The 17,725-nt window shown below is 65.1% G+C and carries 16 protein-coding genes and 1 tRNA gene; 7 read left to right on the top strand and 10 right to left on the bottom strand.

Annotated elements, in window-relative coordinates; all coding sequences use genetic code 11:
• Positions 1-89: 89 nt before the first annotated feature.
• The 4 genes from ACFV4K_RS19335 to ACFV4K_RS19320 all read right to left on the bottom strand — a co-directional run bounded on the left by ACFV4K_RS19335 (position 90) and on the right by ACFV4K_RS19320 (position 4,232).
• The gene (locus ACFV4K_RS19335) at positions 90-1,463 is read right to left on the bottom strand and encodes an asparagine synthase C-terminal domain-containing protein (protein WP_379276492.1); all 1,374 of its coding nucleotides are present in this window, start codon (positions 1,461-1,463) and stop codon (positions 90-92) included.
• 8 nt (positions 1,464-1,471) lie between these two features.
• Complete coding sequence (locus ACFV4K_RS19330; protein ID WP_379276490.1) at positions 1,472-2,233, bottom strand: TauD/TfdA dioxygenase family protein; 762 nt, start codon at positions 2,231-2,233, stop codon at positions 1,472-1,474.
• A 141-nt stretch (positions 2,234-2,374) separates the two neighbouring features.
• Positions 2,375-3,232 (bottom strand): alpha/beta fold hydrolase, encoded by an 858-nt coding sequence (locus tag ACFV4K_RS19325; protein WP_379276489.1) that lies wholly within the window; start codon positions 3,230-3,232, stop codon positions 2,375-2,377.
• Between the two features lie 526 nt (positions 3,233-3,758).
• Positions 3,759-4,232 (bottom strand): hypothetical protein, encoded by a 474-nt coding sequence (locus ACFV4K_RS19320; protein ID WP_379276487.1) that lies wholly within the window; start codon positions 4,230-4,232, stop codon positions 3,759-3,761.
• Between ACFV4K_RS19320 and ACFV4K_RS19315 the strand changes: the two genes are divergently transcribed.
• Complete coding sequence (locus ACFV4K_RS19315) at positions 4,197-4,547, top strand: tyrosine-type recombinase/integrase (RefSeq protein WP_379276485.1); 351 nt, start codon at positions 4,197-4,199, stop codon at positions 4,545-4,547. The genes ACFV4K_RS19320 and ACFV4K_RS19315 overlap by 36 nt on opposite strands.
• Positions 4,548-4,722: 175 nt before the next feature.
• On the opposite strand, the gene ACFV4K_RS19310 is transcribed toward ACFV4K_RS19315, so the two are convergent.
• The 6 genes from ACFV4K_RS19310 to ACFV4K_RS19285 form a co-directional block, all read right to left on the bottom strand.
• On the bottom strand, positions 4,723-5,376 hold the full coding sequence (locus ACFV4K_RS19310; protein WP_379276483.1) for a hypothetical protein: 654 nt from the start codon (positions 5,374-5,376) through the stop codon (positions 4,723-4,725).
• A complete protein-coding gene (locus ACFV4K_RS19305) occupies positions 5,373-6,800 on the bottom strand; it encodes an AAA family ATPase (RefSeq protein ID WP_379276482.1) in 1,428 nt (475 codons plus the stop codon). Before ACFV4K_RS19305 ends, ACFV4K_RS19310 begins: the two co-directional genes overlap by 4 nt.
• Positions 6,801-7,054: 254 nt before the next feature.
• Positions 7,055-7,126, bottom strand: a tRNA-Val gene (locus ACFV4K_RS19300).
• Between the two features lie 27 nt (positions 7,127-7,153).
• Positions 7,154-7,618, bottom strand: a complete 465-nt coding sequence (locus ACFV4K_RS19295) for a peroxiredoxin (RefSeq protein ID WP_379276480.1) — start codon at positions 7,616-7,618, stop codon at positions 7,154-7,156.
• Between the two features lie 122 nt (positions 7,619-7,740).
• On the bottom strand, positions 7,741-8,163 hold the full coding sequence (locus ACFV4K_RS19290) for a DUF3052 domain-containing protein (RefSeq protein ID WP_357098200.1): 423 nt from the start codon (positions 8,161-8,163) through the stop codon (positions 7,741-7,743).
• A gap of 186 nt (positions 8,164-8,349) precedes the next feature.
• Positions 8,350-8,913: a hypothetical protein gene (locus ACFV4K_RS19285; protein ID WP_379276478.1), complete on the bottom strand. Its 564-nt coding sequence runs from the start codon at positions 8,911-8,913 to the stop codon at positions 8,350-8,352.
• Between the two features lie 231 nt (positions 8,914-9,144).
• Here ACFV4K_RS19285 and aceE point away from each other — a divergent pair, with 231 nt between their 5' ends.
• The 6 genes from aceE (at position 9,145) to ACFV4K_RS19255 (ending at position 17,683) form a co-directional block, all read left to right on the top strand.
• A complete protein-coding gene (gene aceE, locus ACFV4K_RS19280) occupies positions 9,145-12,045 on the top strand; it encodes a pyruvate dehydrogenase (acetyl-transferring), homodimeric type (RefSeq protein WP_379276476.1) in 2,901 nt (966 codons plus the stop codon).
• 15 nt (positions 12,046-12,060) lie between these two features.
• Positions 12,061-13,392, top strand: coding sequence for a helix-turn-helix domain-containing protein (locus ACFV4K_RS19275; RefSeq protein WP_357278361.1), 1,332 nt, complete (start codon positions 12,061-12,063; stop codon positions 13,390-13,392).
• 128 nt (positions 13,393-13,520) lie between these two features.
• Positions 13,521-14,435 (top strand): ACP S-malonyltransferase, encoded by a 915-nt coding sequence (locus ACFV4K_RS19270; protein ID WP_379276474.1) that lies wholly within the window; start codon positions 13,521-13,523, stop codon positions 14,433-14,435.
• Between the two features lie 95 nt (positions 14,436-14,530).
• Entirely contained in the window at positions 14,531-14,830 is a 300-nt protein-coding gene (gene acpM, locus ACFV4K_RS19265; RefSeq protein ID WP_357098105.1) for a meromycolate extension acyl carrier protein AcpM, read from the top strand.
• 10 nt (positions 14,831-14,840) lie between these two features.
• Positions 14,841-16,091 carry a KasA/KasB family beta-ketoacyl-ACP synthase gene (locus tag ACFV4K_RS19260; protein ID WP_379276473.1) on the top strand — a complete coding sequence of 417 codons (1,251 nt, stop codon included), beginning with the start codon at positions 14,841-14,843 and terminating at the stop codon, positions 16,089-16,091.
• Positions 16,092-16,252: 161 nt separating this feature from the next.
• Positions 16,253-17,683 carry an acyl-CoA carboxylase subunit beta gene (locus ACFV4K_RS19255; RefSeq protein WP_379276471.1) on the top strand — a complete coding sequence of 477 codons (1,431 nt, stop codon included), beginning with the start codon at positions 16,253-16,255 and terminating at the stop codon, positions 17,681-17,683.
• Positions 17,684-17,725 lie beyond the last annotated feature (42 nt).

Genomic DNA, 17,725 nt, shown 5'->3' with positions numbered 1-17,725 from the left:
TATGCCCCTCCTTCTTGGGGCGTTGTCGGCTATATTCGTGGCAGTATCTTCAATTGTCAACCCGCACAAAGCGTTCGACACAGTCTCGTCTAGCGGTGCCGGCGATACGCGGCGATCGCAGCCTCGAGGCACTTCTCCGAATCGATCCGCTCGTGTGGCGAGTCGACCAGCGTGGCCACCAGTTGGACGTCGATGAAGCGGTAAAACCGCTCCACATCAAAGGAATCCACGCCGACCCGGCGCGCGATGGCCGCGTCCAGGTTGCGTTCCACCCCGCTGCCGTGATGCAGCGCTTGCTTACGCCGCCAAGCGATTCCGTCGGGCAGCAGTTCGGCTGCCGCGGCCCGCATGTGACCCTTCTCGCGATCACGGAACCGCATGAGCTCCGGCGCGGTATCGATCGCCGCTTGGATCACCCCGGTGCGCCAGTACATGTGATGCTGGGTGTAGCCGTGGGCGGCCGCGACCACCCCGGAGAACTCCTCGGACCCTGCCGCGTCGGCGAGCCGCTGGGCGACCGCCGCCGAAATATTTTCCACTGCATGCGATTCCACGCGGTGCCCCGAGTTGATCAGATCCGCACCGAAGCCGGTCAGCACCGCGCCCCGCGGGAGTTGCCCCTGCTGAAAGACGGCCGCGAGATTGACCGCGCCAGAGACCGGTTCCCGGTCCGGCTGCCCCAGCATTCGAATCGCCGCGGGAAGCGCGCGCAGAATGTCCTCCTCCGACAACACCAGATGCTGCACCGGCAGCCCCAGACAGGCACCGAGCTCCTCGGTTTCGGCGTACTCGTCACCCCACGGGGTGCCCAGGGTGGCGAGGTGGTCCAGGATCCCGGCCTGCTGCGCGAGCACCGCGACGAGCCCGGAGTCCACCCCGCCGGAGACCACGGCGGTCACCGGGCGTACGTCCCCCAACGCGAGGACCTCCCGCCGCAGCGCCTCGAGCTGCCGTCTCCCGGCGGCGATCGCGGTCTCCCCCGACACCCGCTCGGGACGCCAGGTCGCGGTTTCGGTATCGTCGACCCTGAGTCCGTCCCTGCCGCGGGTGAAGACCACCGTGCGGCCCCCGCCGATCTTGCTTATCGACCGCCGCACTGTCCGCACCTGCGCGAACAGATCCGAACCCACTCCTTCCGACGCGATGACGCGGGCGGTGAGTTCCGCGAGATCGCTGCCGATCAGGACCCGATCGCCCCCGGGTGTCCCCCAGCGATACAGCGATGTCGAGTTCTGCCTGCTGGTGCGGACGACGACCTCGGACTCGGTCCATTCGATCGTGTTGCAGCCGCGGCTGTCTCCGGTCGAATGCGAGGGCCCGCCACCGAACTGCTCGACGACCATCCGGCCGGTGTCACCCGCTTCGGACGCGGTATCGACCAGGGTCGTCATACCGCCGACCCCGCAACGCACGTCGAGCAGAACTGACGGATACCGGTCCACCGCGTCAGCGTGTGACGTCATCGCGCCGCTCACGCGACCGAGAGCCGGATGAGCTTCCGCGGTTGATCCGGGAAGGCCGCCCGGCCGTGCACCACCCGCCGATTGTCCAGCACCATCACCTCCCCGACCCGCCAGGGATGCGCGTAGAGCACACCCGGAAGTCGTAGTGCGGCATCAATTCTGCGCAGCAGCTCGGCGTTCTCCTCCGGTTCGAAGCCCAGCACGAGCGCATCGTGGGTACGCATCGGGTCGTCGGGGTCGGAGAGGCCGATGACGAGCCGCTCTTCCCCCGTCTCGGGATCGATCCGGATCGGCGCTTCACGCGGGTGATCGCCCTCGGCCCGATCCTTGTAGTAGCCGCCGACGCGATTGCGATACTCGAAGACGATGCCGCGCATCGTCTCGATCAGATCCGCGGGCGCCTGCTCGAAAAAGGCGGCGGCACTGGCGATCAGAGTTTCGCCGCCGATCGTCGGCGCGGTCACACATTTCATGCCGATGTAGTTCACCGGCGGTCCCGCATTCAGCAGCGCGTCGGTGTGCAAAGGCATTGCGCGAGTACTGAATTGCAGGTTGCTCGTACCATCTTGGGGCTCAATGGCGAGTTTGGTTCCGTAGTGATATTCGACCGGTTCGCCGAGCTCGGCCATGATCTCGTCGAGATTCAAGTCTTGGTCGCCAGGTTCGAGGATGGCGAATCCGCAGTCGTCGAGTTTGTTCAGAAACTGATCATGTTCTGCCGGTGCACATTTCGCGCGGCGTGCGATTTCTTCGATCCCGTGTGAAAACATGCCGCGATGCTAGAGCGCCGTTCGCCTGTTCGCCAGCAAGGCGTTCGGCCCCGTATTCACCCAAAATGGTTGGGGCGGTGTGCAACTGCGAACCGTGCGCAGTTGCACACCGCACGCCGGGCGCACGACCGTGGCTGGCGGCTAGCCGGCGGTGCGCTGCAGGAAGTCCAACGTAACACCTTCGAAGGCTTCCTTGGCTTCGATCATCACCCAGTGCCCGCACTTCGGGAACACGTGGACCTCGGCGTTCGGAATGAGGCGCATGGGCACGAGCATCATGTCCGGCGGGCTCTGCCGATCATCGATACCCCAGGTCAGCAGGGTCGGGCACTTGACCTTGTGCATGTTCGACCAGTACGGTGCCATGCTGGCCATCATCTTCTGCTGCGCCTCGAACGCCTTCGACCCGTACATGGCCGCGAGCGAGGCGTGCGAGGCCGGATCGATCGCGGACTGCCAGCGGTCCTCGATCAATTCCTCGGTGACCAGCGACTGGTCGAAGGCCATGCACTCGAGCCAGCGCACGAGTTTGTCCCGGCTGGGCTCGTCCGCGAACTCCTGCAGCAGCCGGGTGCCCTCGCTCGGGCTGGTGCTGAAGATGTTCGGGCCGACCCCGCCGATGGCGACCAGCTTGGAGACCCGCTCGGGAGCGTTGATGGCGAGATTGATACCGACCACGCCGCCCATCGAATTACCCACCATGGCGGCGGATTCGATGCCGAGCGCGTCCATGAACCGCAGGACCGAGGCGCCGGCCGCGAAGACTGGATGCATGCCCTCCACGGGATCGCTGATGCCGAAGCCCGGGAACTCCAGGATGTAGCAGTGGTAGTACTTGGCGAAGAACGCGAGGTTGCCGCGGAAGTTCTTCCAACCGCTCACGCCGATACCGGATCCGTGCAGCAGGATCAGCGGCTCACCCTCGCCCGCCTCGTGATAGCGCAACGTCCCCGCCTGGGTTTCGAGCTCCCGCGCCGTGCCTTCGTATGTGACGTCCATGCGGAGAGATTAGAACACGTTTCAATTCTATGCGAGTGATCCGCAGGGTCTGCGCGCGTGCTGCGCCGGTACCCGCCTCACTCGGTTCGCTCACGCGAAAGCGTTGCGTAACAACGCAGTCGGTCGGGTTGCCGCCGGTCGGCCGCCACCCGTACGTAGACGGCGTCAGGGAATCGCAGCCGGTGAGCGGGCGCAGGGTCAGTACCCCGACCCGGTACGAAATTCGTGGGACTGCAACCACTTTCGGTGTCCTACGCGATATCGGACGGTGACACCAAGACCCCAGGTTGCTGGTCGCAGGTTCGTTAGGGCTTGACCTTGGCGATGAGTTCGATTTCCATGATGGTGGTTGGGTACTTGATGTGGGTACCCCGCCTGACCTGGCGAAATGGTCAAGGTAGGTGGTGCCCTCGGCGGGGCACGACATGAATGGGAACAGGACCGACCAGCATCTTCTTGCTGGTCGGCTGGTCATCGAAGCCGATTTCGCCCTGAGCAGCAGCAAACACGCACCTGTGCGGTGATGCTAAATGTGTTGAGCGAGTTGGTGCGTCGTGATCTGAGCCCGGCCGACATTGGCTATCCGGGCATTGGGCTGGACCGAAAACTCTTTGCGTGGCCCCTGGGCTTCACCTACGCGCATGCCGGTGCCGAGAAGGATATCGACTATCAGAGCGTCGAGAGTATCGAGAGGTACTCGGAGTGCAGCGATTTCATCTTCTTCGAGGTGGCGTTCAGGAGAGGGTCCAGGTTTCGGCAGCACGATGTCCACGCACGGGTTCTCCTGGATCAGGCCCGCCTTTTGCGCAAGCCTCATCGAGTTGCTGAGGAGGGGGTAGTACTTCTGTACTGTTGTCGCTGCACGGGTCGTCTGAAGCTCGACGATCCACTCTTGGATTTCGGCCTGCGAGATCTCGTCCAGTAGGTACGTCCCCCACTTGGGCTTCAGGCGGCAGATCACGCGGTGGTGATCGGCTTTGCGCGTGCTGTCCTCGATCACCCGCCGCATCTCCCACCGCGGTTGCCACTCACCCCATGTCATCATCGGTGCTGGTTTCGACGGGTTGTCTCGTATCGCATCCTCTTTGGCCGTCGCCTTGCGCTTGGCCAGGAACCTTCGACGTGTAGGCGCCGGCACTTCGCTTGTGCCCCAGTTCGTCGCGGTAGAGACCGCGGTAGTTGCCGACTGGTTCGTGCGGGAATCCCGCGTCAGCAGGTCCAGAAACTACTGGGGCATGCCTCGATCCGGACCACGCAGCGGTACGCGAGTTTGGGAGACAGCCAATGGGCACTTGTCCGGCTAGTACTCCGCTAACACCTTCTGCCCACGTTTGCCCCATGACGTGGGGCAAGCTTGAGCTTGCCCCACGAAGAACGGGCCGTGACCTGTTCGTTCAGACATGGGGTGCAGAGGGTTTCGAACCCCCGACCGCTGGTGTGTAAAACCTATTCCAGTCAGCCGGACCGGTCCGCTCATCTGAATCCAGTGTTCAGCCGCCGTCGTATGGCGCAAGAACTGCGACCGCAGCGTCGATATCGGCAATTAGCTGCCGCCAGCTCGGAAGGTCTTTTATGGACCCTGAATAGTCAATTTGTCGAAGCAACTGACGACGTTGCTCGTTGAAACGTTTCGCGACCTGATCGCGACGTCGCCCTGTGCAGTCAGCGGCTTGGATAAGGCACCGTTGAAGCAACTGCTTCGGGTCGGCCACGGATTCCACCTGTCCCCGACTGGGTAGCTGGATTTCGCTGCGCCCTCGAGGGTTACCGGCGACTCTCCGAATAGCCTGTTCATCCAGTAGGAGCCATGCCTCAGTCATCCGAACCGGAATGACTGGAACGGTGGTAGCCGCGCCATAGACCGATTCGACGGCTCGGTTGATTTCCAGGCGGCGGGTGTCCGGGCCTGCACCGTCAGCATCCCGGTGAACGATAATCACTTCGACTGAGCCGCCGAGAAGCTCAATACCGGCCCGCACCCTAGACTTGACGTCTTTAGCAACTTTGGGCAATAGCGAGAAATCAGGATGGGACAACCGAATATCGACCCCTCGCTCAACAAAGAGCGCTTCGATAATCTCAGCCAAAGGCTGGTCGGAGGTTCCCTCACAAATGAATAGGCCGGAGTAGATCGTGCGGCTCATCCCACCATCCCCAGCGGCAGAGCTATCTGAGCTCCAACCGGCGCCGCAAGGTACGGGAGTACATCGGCCTTCGAGAATGTCGGTCCGTTCTGGGTCGTTCGCCATGATTCCTGGTACGGAAGCAGCGATAGCGCAGCGGTAACAATTCCGCCCGCAGTCCGGTAGGGCCTAGTCTCCGCGAGGAGTACCTCCGCCGGATCGCAGAGTTGAAAAACTCCCGGCGAGTGAGTATTGATGATGACCTGCCGGAACGGATTACCTTGTCCAGGAGCAAATTTGGGATCAACCGCGAGGTCCCTAACCAGTTGAACCATCGCGGGCAGATTCCCCGGGTGAATACCGTTCTCAGGTTCCTCCATACAGACCAGTCCAGTAAAAGCTGGATCCTCCAGCAATACACAGAGCGCCAGGAATCGCAGCGTGCCCTCAGACAACGCCCGCGCGGGCAACTGGAGCCCTCCGCGCTCTCGAAGGAACAAAGTAAAGACCTCACGAACCTGATCGGGTTCGACAGTCAGACTTTCAACACTGACGCCCGAGAGGTCAGACAGTCGGTCAGCCACCTGTGCGTAGACGGAGTCAGGATCCGAGCTCACCTCGCCTGGAGCCTTCTCGTTGGCGATTCGGAACAAAGTCGACGCAAGGTGACGTCCGTCAGTCTCCATCGAGCGGGGATCAGCGAATCCGTCCGGCGCACGCAGCGCCGAAGGCTCCAATGCAAGCCGGTACCAACTTTGCATCTCACGACGGGCAGCAAGGATCGTTGGATAGTCATTGGTTGTGACTGTGCTCAGTACCGTCCTACCGGCCCTGGCCGCCGGGCGCGGCTGCGGCTTCCCGAAACTTCCCCCGTCGCCATGAACGTTGATGACGGTCGCCCCGTCCCGCTCCCCGGTCGACAGGAAGGCTCCCCCTCGACGCTGTCCTAGGACGACGGCACTGCGAAAGTTCTTTGCGTTGTGGGGAAATCGCAGGTGTTTGGGCGCGTCTCCTCGGTTGATATGACGAAGCTCTTCGCGACACAACGTCAATCTGCCAACGCTGCTTTCACCCTCTGGCGCTGTATAACCAAGCTCCAACTCATAGCGGAGAAAGGTAGCGGTCGCACGTGCGGGTGCCCCCAGATCGTCTTCGACCTCCGCCGGCACGATCATCTCCGCAGCAAACGAGATTCGACGCTCATGATCTCGATACCCGTCCCAGAACAAGTCGCGGGGATCGGCACCTCGCATACCCGTAGCACCGCGCACACGCTGCGACGCCTCCATCAGTGGTTCGGACGCCAAGTGCGAAAGGAACTCGATGGCGTCGAACACGTTCGACTTTCCCATGCCGTTCGCGCCCGCGATACAGGTAAAGGGGCCAAGGTCAACTTGGACGTCAAGGAGGTTCTTGAAGCCTCGAATCTCCAGCCTGGTGAGCATGCACGCAAGGCTACCGGCTCATTGTCGATGACTCACCACACCTAGACCCAAGATCCATCAACGTCGAGTCGAATTGCCCGACAAGGCCCACGAGGATGAGCGCGGTGTCGCTCTCCCATCAACCCTAGGCGCCACCAACGCATCGGCCAGCGAGCATCGGGTTAACCTGCTGTGCTATATGGATGCCATCACGAACCATTTCCATGATCTGACCTGATACACGAAAACCCAGGCATGGCCTGGGCTTTCGAAGGTGGGCGCAGAGGGTTTCGAACCCCCGACCGCTGGTGTGTAAAACCAGAGCTCTACCACTGAGCTATACGCCCTGACCGCCCGGAAACCCGGGCGACGGGTTATGAATCTAGTGTGGCGAGGGCTTTTTCCCAAGCTGCCTGGTCACGGGGCTCGCCGGGGCCGTTCATTTCGGCGAAGCGGACGATGCCGTCCTTGTCGACGACGAAGGTGCCGCGGTTGGGGTAGCCGGATTTGGCGTTGAAGACGCCGTAGGCCTGGGCTACCTCGCCGTGGGGCCAGAAGTCGGAGAGCAGGGGGAAGGTGTAGCCCTGTTCGGCGGCCCAGATCTTGTGGGTGGGCGGGGCGCCTACGGAGATGGCGAGGATTTCCGCGTTGTCGTTCTGGAACTTGGGGAGTTCGTCGCGGACCTTGCAGAGTTCGCCCTGGCAGATGCCGGTGAAGGCGAGGGGGTAGAAGACGATGAGGACGTTCTTCTCACCGCGGAAGCTCGACAGGGTGACTTCCTGGTTGTTCTGGTCCTTCAACGTGAAGTCCGGTGCGGGCGTACCGATCTCGAGCGGCATGCGTTCCCCTCCATCCTGATGTGGCGGCGCGGCGTACGGCGCGGCGCCGCGTGCGACCCGGTGGATCGGACGAGCCGATCCACCGGGTGCACCCGGTTCACCGAAAACCTTAGTGGAAGGCCTCAGCGCTGCTTGGAGGGTGTCTTGGGCTGGGTGAGCTTGGTGCCCGTCCAGGTGCCCAGGGAGACCGGAGTGGTCGAGGTGAGGCCGGCGGGGGTGGCCGACTCGGCGATCTCACTCGGATCGACATGGCCGGATTGACCGGTCTTGGGAGTGAGCACCCAGACGACGCCGTCATCGGCGAGCGGGGTGATCACATTGAGCAGTTCATCGACCAGGTCGCCGTCACCGTCCCGCCACCACAGCAGCACGACGTCGACCACCTCGTCGGTGTCCTCGTCGAGCAGCTCGGATCCGGTGGCCTCTTCGATGTCGGAGCGAAGCGCGTCGTCGGCGTCTTCGTCCCAGCCCAGTTCCTGAACCACCATGTCGTGTGAAATGCCAAGCTTCTGAGCGTAGTTCTGCGCGTCCGCCGCGGCGACCACGGTGGTGTCCTCCTCAATTCCCGACAATAGGTAGTTGCAAGCGAACATGGTAAAAGCCCCCAGCGCAAGCCGATCGGCCGAAATCGCACCCTAAATGTCGTATGTGAGACCGCCGGGGCTCAGCGGACAGCCCGCTCACACCCCCTCCGACCTGGTCGATCGATCGGGCTCGCGCGGCAGCGGCGTTCAGACCGGACAGGCGTTGCGAACCGCGGTCAACGTGTCGTTGACCTTCTTGCTCGCGTCGTTCAACGGCGCGACGGAGGAATTGGTGGTCAGCTTCCGCACCGACGCCGCCAGATCCCGGGCCGCGGACACGTAGTCGGTGAACTTCTGCGCCACCTCCGGCGCCAGGTCCGGACCCGACGCGGTCACCTGAGCCTCGACCGTCTTGGCCGCGTCCTCGAGCGCCTGGGCCGCGGTGTCGCGCTTGGCGTTCTTGTCGGCCGCGCTCACGTCGTTCGCGTCGTGGGCGTCCACGAACTCGTTGTAGCGGTCGACCTGGGTGCCGGTGGTCTTGCGGAACGGGCCGCAGTTGTCCGCGGTCGCCTTCGCCTTCGCCGCGGCCGCCTTCGAGGAGCTGGCCGCCGCCGCCGAGGTGGCCGCGTCGGCCTTGTACGACGACACCTGAACCTGATTCGCCGTCGGGGTACCCTCGACCGTGTTCGCGCACCCGGCCAGCACCAGTCCGGCCGCCACCGCCGCGGACGCGCACAGCAATCCGAACCCCCTCGGGTTCAGCAGCTTCACTCGGTTCCTCCCCGATCCAGCCCGGAAGTGATGGAACCCATCGCGAGGGGCGCGGTTCCCTGCGCCACGGTACTGGATTTCCGGCTGACATGATGACCTGGGCCGCATCATCGGCAAGGATGTGAGATGCGCCCCAACCAATCGTTAACGGGTACGCCGCGCACCAACGGCTACCCGGGGTATTGACGCCACACCAGATGTCCCACCCCATGTGTACGAGGAGCAATCGTCTTGACCGACTTGATGCACCCTACGTCGTCGAACTCCACCAACGGGTCACAGGAACCCCAGGGCGGATCGGCACGCAAAAGCCCGGCGGGGGGCCGGGTTCGAGTGATTCGCGAGGGGGTGGCGTCATACCTGCCGGACATCGATCCGGAGGAGACCAGCGAATGGCTCGACTCCTTCGACGAAATGCTGACCCGCGAGGGCCCCGGCCGCGCCCGCTACCTCATGTTGCGCCTGCTGGAGCGCGCCGGTGAACGCCACGTCGCGATCCCCGCGCTGACCTCCACCGACTACGTCAACACCATCCCCACCGAGAACGAGCCGTGGTTCCCCGGCGACGAAGAGGTCGAGCGCCGCTTCCGCGCCTACATCCGGTGGAACGCCGCCGTCATGGTGCACCGCGCCCAGCGCCCGGGAATCGGTGTGGGCGGCCACATTTCGACCTACGCGTCCTCGGCGGCGCTCTACGAGGTCGGTTTCAACCATTTCTTCCGCGGCAAGGACCACGCCGGCGGCGGCGACCAGGTGTTCATCCAGGGCCACGCCTCCCCCGGCATCTACGCCCGCGCGTTCCTCGAGGGCCGGTTGTCCGAGGATCAGATGGACGGCTTCCGCCAGGAGTACAGCCACGGCGGTCCCGGCGCGGGCCTCTCGTCGTACCCGCACCCGCGCCTGATGCCCGACTTCTGGGAATTCCCCACGGTCTCCATGGGTCTGGGCCCGATGAACGCCATCTATCAGGCCCGCTTCAACCACTACCTGCACGATCGCGGCCTCAAGGACACCTCCGATCAGCACGTGTGGGCGTTCCTCGGCGACGGCGAGATGGACGAGCCGGAGTCGCGCGGCCTGATCCAGGTGGCCGCCAACGAGGGCCTGGACAACCTGACCTTCGTCATCAACTGCAACCTGCAGCGCCTCGACGGCCCGGTCCGCGGTAACGGCAAGATCATTCAGGAGCTGGAGTCGTTCTTCCGCGGCGCCGGCTGGAACGTCATCAAGGTGGTGTGGGGCCGCGAGTGGGACTCGCTGCTGCAGGCCGACCGCGACGGCGCGCTGGTCAACCTGATGAACACCACCCCCGACGGCGACTACCAGACCTACAAGGCCAATGACGGCGCCTACGTGCGCGAGCACTTCTTCGGCCGCGACCCGCGCACCAAGGAACTGGTGAAGGGCCTGTCGGACTCCCAGGTCTGGAACCTCAAGCGCGGCGGCCACGACTATCGCAAGATCTACGCCGCCTACGCCGCGGCCATGGCGCACCAGGGCCAGCCGACGGTCATCCTCGCCAAGACCATCAAGGGCTACGGCCTGGGCAAGCACTTCGAGGCCCGCAACGCCACCCACCAGATGAAGAAGATGACCCTCGACGATCTGAAGGCGTTCCGCGACGTGCAGCGCATTCCGATCACCGACGCCGAGCTCGAGGCGAATCCGTACCTGCCGCCGTACTACCACCCCGGCATGGACGCCCCCGAGATCCAGTACATGATGGCCCGCCGCGGCCAGCTCGGCGGTTTCGTCCCCGAGCGCCGCACCATGTCCAAGCCCCTGCAACTTCCCGGCGACGAGGCCTACCGTTCGGTCCGCAAGGGTTCGGGCAAGCAGAGCGTGGCCACCACCATGGCCTTCGTGCGCCTGATGAAGGAACTGTTGCGCGACAAGGAGATCGGCAAGCGCATCGTCCCGATCATCCCCGACGAGGCCCGCACCTTCGGTATGGACTCGTGGTTCCCTTCGTTGAAGATCTACAACCGCAACGGCCAGTTGTACACATCGGTCGACGCGGAATTGATGCTTGCCTACAAAGAGTCGAGCGTCGGCCAGATCCTGCACGAGGGCATCAACGAGGCCGGTTCGACCGCCAGCTTCACCGCGGTCGGCACCTCGTACTCGACGCACGGCGAGCCGATGATCCCGCTCTACATCTTCTATTCGATGTTCGGCTTCCAGCGCACCGGCGACGGCCTGTGGGCGGCCGCGGATCAGATGGCGCGCGGGTTCGTGCTCGGGGCAACCGCCGGGCGAACCACGCTGACCGGTGAGGGCCTGCAGCACAACGACGGTCATTCCCTGCTGCTGGCGTCCACCAACCCCGCCTGCGTCGCCTACGACCCGGCCTTCTCCTTCGAGATCGCCCACATCGTGCGCGACGGCATGCGCCGCATGTACGGCGGCGGCGTGGCCACCGGGTATCAGGAGGCGCTGCCGGGCACCGATCCCGAATCGCACTCGGTGCATCACGAGTTCGGCGGCGAGGACGTCTTCTACTACATCACCCTCTACAACGAGCCGTATGTACAGCCGGCCGAGCCGGAGGGCCTCGACATCGAGGGCCTGCTGAAGGGCATCTACCTCTATCAGCCCGGTTCGGCGGGAATCCTGCGCGCGAACATCCTGGTCGCGGGCGTCACCATGCCGGACGGCCTGCGCGCCCAGGAGATGCTGGCCCAGGACTGGAACGTGCAGGCCGATGTCTACTCGGTGACGTCGTGGGGCGAGCTCCGCAAGGAGGCGCTGTCCAAGGAGATCGCGAAACTGCGCCACCCCGACCAGGATCAGGGTCTGCCGTACATCACCGAGGTGCTGTCCCAGGCGCAGGGCCCGTTCGTGGCGGCCTCGGACTGGATGCGCGCGGTGCCCGATCAGATCCGCCAGTGGGTGCCGGGCGAGTACATCACCCTGGGCACGGACGGTTTCGGCTTCTCCGACACCCGCCCGGCCGCGCGCCGCGTCTTCAATGTGGATGCCGCGTCCATCGTGGTGGCAGCCCTGCAGGGACTGGCCGATCAGGGCCGGATCGCGCAGGCGACGGTGGCCGAGGCGGCCCGCCGGTACGGCGTCGACGACGTGAACGCCGCGCCGAAGGCGGCACCCGGTACCGAAGGTGGCGACGCATAGCCGAACATAGGAACTGTGGAACGTAAACCGCCGAGGCCGCGCCGGATAAACGAAGAGGGCACCTCCTCCCATGAGGTCTATCTTCCGACCGGCGCGCTCTCCCCGAATCGGCAGACGCGCGACCCGCTTCCGGACACTCTCCTGAAACGGGTCAAGCAGTTCTCCGGTCGCCTGTCGACCGAGGCCGTGGCCTCGATGCAGGATCGGTTGCCGTTCTTCGCCAATCTGGACGCCGCCCAGCGGGCCGGGGTGCAGATGCTGGTGCAGACGGCGGTGGTGAACTTCCTGGAATGGCTGCAGGACCCGGAGTCCGACATCCGGTTCAGTCTCGATGCCTTCCAGGTGATTCCGGACGATCTGGCGCGGCGGCTGACGTTGCGCCAGACCGTCGACATGGTCCGGGTGGCCATGGAGTTCTTCGAACAGTGGCTGCCGGCGCTGGCCCGCAACGACCGGCAGCTGGTGGCGTTGACCGAGGCGGTGCTGCGGTACGGGCGGGAGCTCGGGTTCGCCGCCGCCTCGGTGTACGCCTCGGCCGCGGAATCGCGCGGCGCGTGGGACACCCGATTGGAGGCCTTGGTCGTCGACGCCGTGGTGCGTGGCGACAACGGCCCGGAGATGCTCTCCCGCGCATCCACCCTGAATTGGGATGCGACAGCACCGGCGACCGTTCTCGTTGGGACTCCTCCCAAAGATCAGGTGGCCGTTGTCAGTTCCGTACATGCGGTGGCCGCCCGGCACGGCCGCAACGCGCTCGCCGTGGTGCAGGGTTCGCGGCTGGTAATGGTAGTCAGCGGACATCTCGGGGATCCGATGTATCCGTCGCAGTTCCTCGCGGATCTGCTGGCGGATGCCTTCAGTGAGGGCCCGGTGGTGATCGGCCCGACGATGCGCGCGCTATCCGCGGCGCACGTGAGTTCGGTGGAGGCGATGGCGGGCATGGAGGCCGTGGTGGGCTGGCGGGGAGCCCCCCGACCAGTGCACGCGTCCGAATTGTTGCCGGAACGAGCCCTGCTCGGAGACCGCGCCGCCATCGACGCCCTGAACGAGCTTCTCGTGCTACCGTTGGCCGCCGCCAGCGCCGATTTGTCGGACACGCTGGACGCGTATCTGGATTGCGGTGGAGCCGTCGAAACCTGCGCCCGCCAGCTGTTCGTTCATCCAAATACGGTGCGCTATCGCCTCAAGCGGATCGGCGACATCACGGGTCGGGATCCGATGAATCCGCGCGATGCCTATGTGTTACGGATCGCGGCCACAGTAGGCCGCCTGACACGAACCCGTAACGAATCACCTACTCCTGCCACTGATATGACTCCCGTCACAGAGCCCAAGGATGGGGTGTAACGAGATTCGAGGATCGGGCGATCCGGACAACCCACGTGGCCTTTTGTGGACTCCTCACAAAACTGCCAACGAAGCTTCATTCGCGCCGACATCTCGTGAGAGCCGCCTCACAGTGTTTTCTTGAACCCGTGATCGCATTGCTCACGCCCGGACAGGGCTCACAGACACCCGGCATGCTCACCTCATGGCTGGAACTCCCCGGCGCCGCGGACCGCGTCGCGCTGTGGGGCAAGGCCGCGGGGCTGGACCTGCTGCGGTTGGGCACGACTGCGACCGCCGAGGAAATCGTCGACACGGCTGTCACCCAGCCGCTCGTCGTCGCGGCCGCCCTGCTGGCTTTCGCCGAAATCCCGCAGGATTCACTGCCCGCCGATACAGTCGTCGCCGGACACTCGGTCGGTGAGTTCGCCGCCGCCGCCGTCGCCGGAGTCATCTCCGCCGACGACGCGGTCACCTTGGCCGCCATCCGCGGTGCGGAGATGGCCAAGGCGTGCGCGCTCGAGCCGACCGGAATGTCCGCGGTGCTCGGCGGTGACGAAGCGGAGGTTCTCGCTCGTCTCGAGGAACTCGGCCTGGTCCCGGCCAACCGCAATGCGGTGGGTCAGATCGTGGCCGCGGGTAAGCTCGAGGCGCTCGAAGCCCTGGCCGCGAACCCGCCCGAAAAGGCCCGCGTCCGTGCTCTGCCGGTCGCCGGCGCCTTCCATACCGCGTTCATGGCACCCGCCCAGGACGCGGTGGCGGAGGCCATCGCCCAGATCGTCCCGAACGAGCCGGTCCGGACCCTGCTGTCGAACTTCGACGGGCAGCCGGTCAGCTCGGGCAAGGATGCGATCGACAAGCTCGCTGCTCAGGTCACGCGCCCCGTGCGCTGGGACCTGTGCACCGAAACGATCCGTGCGGCAGGGGTTTCCGCGGTGGCAGAGTTGCCGCCGGCGGGCACCCTGGTCGGCATCGCCAAGCGGGAGCTCAAGGGCACCCCGAATCTGGCGCTGAAGACCCCCGCGGATCTCCCCGCGCTCGCCGAGCTGACTTCAGCAAGCTAGCTTGGCTGGCGGCCCGCTCCCATCAACGGCGATGGAGCAACCGGGTCGCAAACAATGAATCCCCACCCCTCTACAGAAGATAAGGAGCCACCACAGTGGCCGCTCTGACCCAGGAACAGATCGTCGAAGAGCTCGGCAAGATCATCGAAGAGGTGACCGGTATCGAGCCCTCCGAGGTCACCATCGAGAAGTCCTTCGTCGACGACCTGGACATCGACTCGCTGTCGATGGTCGAGATCGCCGTCCAGACCGAGGACAAGTACGGCGTCAAGATCCCGGACGAGGACCTGGCGAGCCTGAAGACCGTCGGCGACGCGGTGGCGTACATCCAGAAGCTCGAGGCCGAGAACTCCGAGGCGGCCGAGGCCCTCAAGGCCAAGCACCAGGGCGAGTAGGACCGACACCGTGACCACTCCTTCCACCTTGAACGGGAACTTTCCCAACGTCGTCGTAACGAGCATGGCGGCGACCACGTCGATCGCCGGTGACGTCGATGCGACGTGGAAGGGCCTCCTCAATGGCGAGAGCGGCATCGACGTTCTCGAGGACGACTTCATTGCGGAGTACGACCTTCCGGTTCGTATCGGCGGCCACCTGAAGGTGTCGCCGGACACGCTGCTCGAGCGGGTCGAGATCCGCCGCATGGCGTATGTCGAGCGACTGGCCACCGTGCTCGGTCGCGAGGTCTGGAAGAACGCCGGCACCCCCGAGGTCGACCCGCTGCGGCTGGGTGTGGCCATCGGTACCGGTCTCGGCGGCGGCGACGCGCTGATCGATTCGGTCGACAAGCTGAAGAACGGTGGCTACCGCAAGGTTTCGCCGCTGGCCGTTCAGATGGTCATGCCGAACGGTCCGTCCGCCGTGGTCGGCCTCGAGCTCAAGGCCCGCGCAGGAGTGGTCACTCCGGTCTCGGCCTGCTCGTCGGGTTCGGAGGCCATTGCCAACGCCTGGCGGATGATCGTCATGGGTGACGCCGACATGGTCGTCACCGGCGGTGTCGAGGGCTTCATCGACTCGATTCCGATCGCCGCGTTCTCCATGATGCGGGCCATGTCGACTCGCAACGACGATCCGAGGGGCGCCTCGCGTCCCTTCGACAAGGATCGCGACGGCTTCGTCTTCGGCGAAGCGGGCGCGCTCATGGTCCTCGAGACCGAGGAGCACGCCAAGGCTCGTGGCGCCACCATCCACGCCCGCCTCATGGGCGCGGGTATCACCTCCGACGGGTTCCACCTCGTGGCTCCCGATCCGGAGGGCAGCGGTGCGGCTCGCGCCATGCAGCGCGCGATGCAGACCGCGGGTCTGTCCCCCACGGACATCACCCACGTGAACGCTCACGCGACCGCCACCCCCGTGGGTGACACCGCGGAGGCCAACGCGATTCACAAGGCCGGCGTCAAGCACGCCTCGGTCTACGCACCCAAGTCGGCCCTGGGCCACTCGATCGGCGCCGTCGGCGCACTCGAGTCGATTCTCACGGTGCTCAGCATCCGGGACGGTGTCGTCCCTCCGACGCTGAACCTCGAGAACCAGGATCCGGCGATCGATCTGGACGTCGTGCACGGCGCTGCGCGTCATCAGGACATCCAGTACGCGATCAACAACTCCTTCGGTTTCGGTGGGCACAATGTCGCGCTCGCCTTCGGCCGGTACTGACGCGCACTAGACGAACCGCGCACTTCTAGAACCGGTCAGTAAGACAGCGGTCCCGGCAGGGGATTTCGGATCGAGATCCCAGACCCTCAATCCCCTGCCGGGACTTCGACATTTCGCAGCCGCTCTCAGCGACCGCATTTTCCTCATGAGGAGAGTTTGCGATGACCATCATGGCCCCCGCACACGCGGACACCACGACCGATCCCCGTGACCCGCTGGGTCGGTTGCAGCGCTTCTTCGATCCCGGAACCGTTCTCCCGCTCCACCCCCGCGACAAGTCCGGCGTGCTCGCCGCCATCGGTGAGATCGACGGTGTCCGCACCGTCGCCTACTGCTCCGATGCGACCGTGATGGGCGGCGCCATGGGCGTCGAGGGATGCAAGCACATCGTCGATGCGATCGATACCGCCATCGACTCCAAGATTCCCGTTGTGGGCCTGTGGCATTCGGGCGGGGCGCGACTGGCGGAGGGCGTCGAGGCCCTGCACGCCGTCGGTCTGGTCTTCGAGGCCATGGTCCGCGCGTCCGGCCAGGTCCCGCAGATCTCCGTGGTGCTCGGCTTCGCCGCCGGTGGCGCCGCCTACGGCCCGGCGCTGACCGATATCGTCATCATGGCTCCGGAAGGCCGGGTCTTCGTGACCGGTCCGGACATTGTGAAGACGGTGACCGGTGAGAGCGTCGACATGGAGACCCTGGGCGGCCCGGTCACCCACGGCAAGAAGTCCGGCGTCTGCCACATCGTCGCCGATGACGAGCAGGACGCGATGCACCGTGCGCGCCGCCTGGTCTCGATGTTCGCCGAGCAGGGCGAATTCGACCTGGCCGCCGCCGCGCACGGCGATGTGGACCTCAAGGCCATGATGCCGGCGTCGGCCAAGCGCGCCTACGACGTCAAGCCGATCATCAACGAGCTGCTCGACAATGTCGACGGCGAAAGCACTTTCGAGGAACTGCAGGGCGGGTACGCCCGGTCCATGGTGGTCGGTCTGGGCCGCCTCGGTGGCCGTACCGTCGGCGTGCTGGCCAACAACCCGATCCGCCTGGGTGGCTGCCTCAACTCCGAAAGCGCCGAGAAGGCTTCGCGTTTCGTGCGCCTGTGCAACGCGTTCGGCATCCCGCTGATCGTCGTCACCGACGTGCCGGGCTACCTGCCCGGCGTCTCGCAGGAGTTCGAGGGCGTGGTGCGCCGCGGCGCGAAGCTGCTGCACGCGTTCGCCGAGGCCCGCGTCCCGCGCGTCACCCTGGTGACCCGCAAGATCTACGGTGGCGCCTACATCGCCATGAACGCCCGCTCGCTGGGCGCGACGGCCGTGTACGCGTGGCCGGGTTCCGAGGTCGCGGTCATGGGCGCCAAGGCCGCCGTCGGCATCCTGCACAAGAAGGCTCTCGCGGCCGCCCCGGAGGAGGAGCGCGAGGCCATGCTGGAGCGGCTCACCGAGGAGCACGAGCGGATCGCGGGCGGCGTCGAGCGCGCCATGGCGATCGGGGTCGTGGACGAGGTCGTCGACCCGGCCAAGACCCGCTCCACCATCGCCGCCGCGCTGGCCGCCGCGCCGTCGCGGCCGCAGCACAACAAGAACATTCCGCTGTAATTCGTTACGCGGCAACGCAAAGCGGGCGGTCTCCACGGAGAC

The organism is Nocardia sp. NPDC059764, from assembly GCF_042732555.1.
In the GTDB taxonomy this organism is placed as follows: domain Bacteria; phylum Actinomycetota; class Actinomycetes; order Mycobacteriales; family Mycobacteriaceae; genus Nocardia.
Note: the sequence above shows the minus strand (reverse complement) of the source record. Positions and strands in the feature narration are given on the sequence as shown.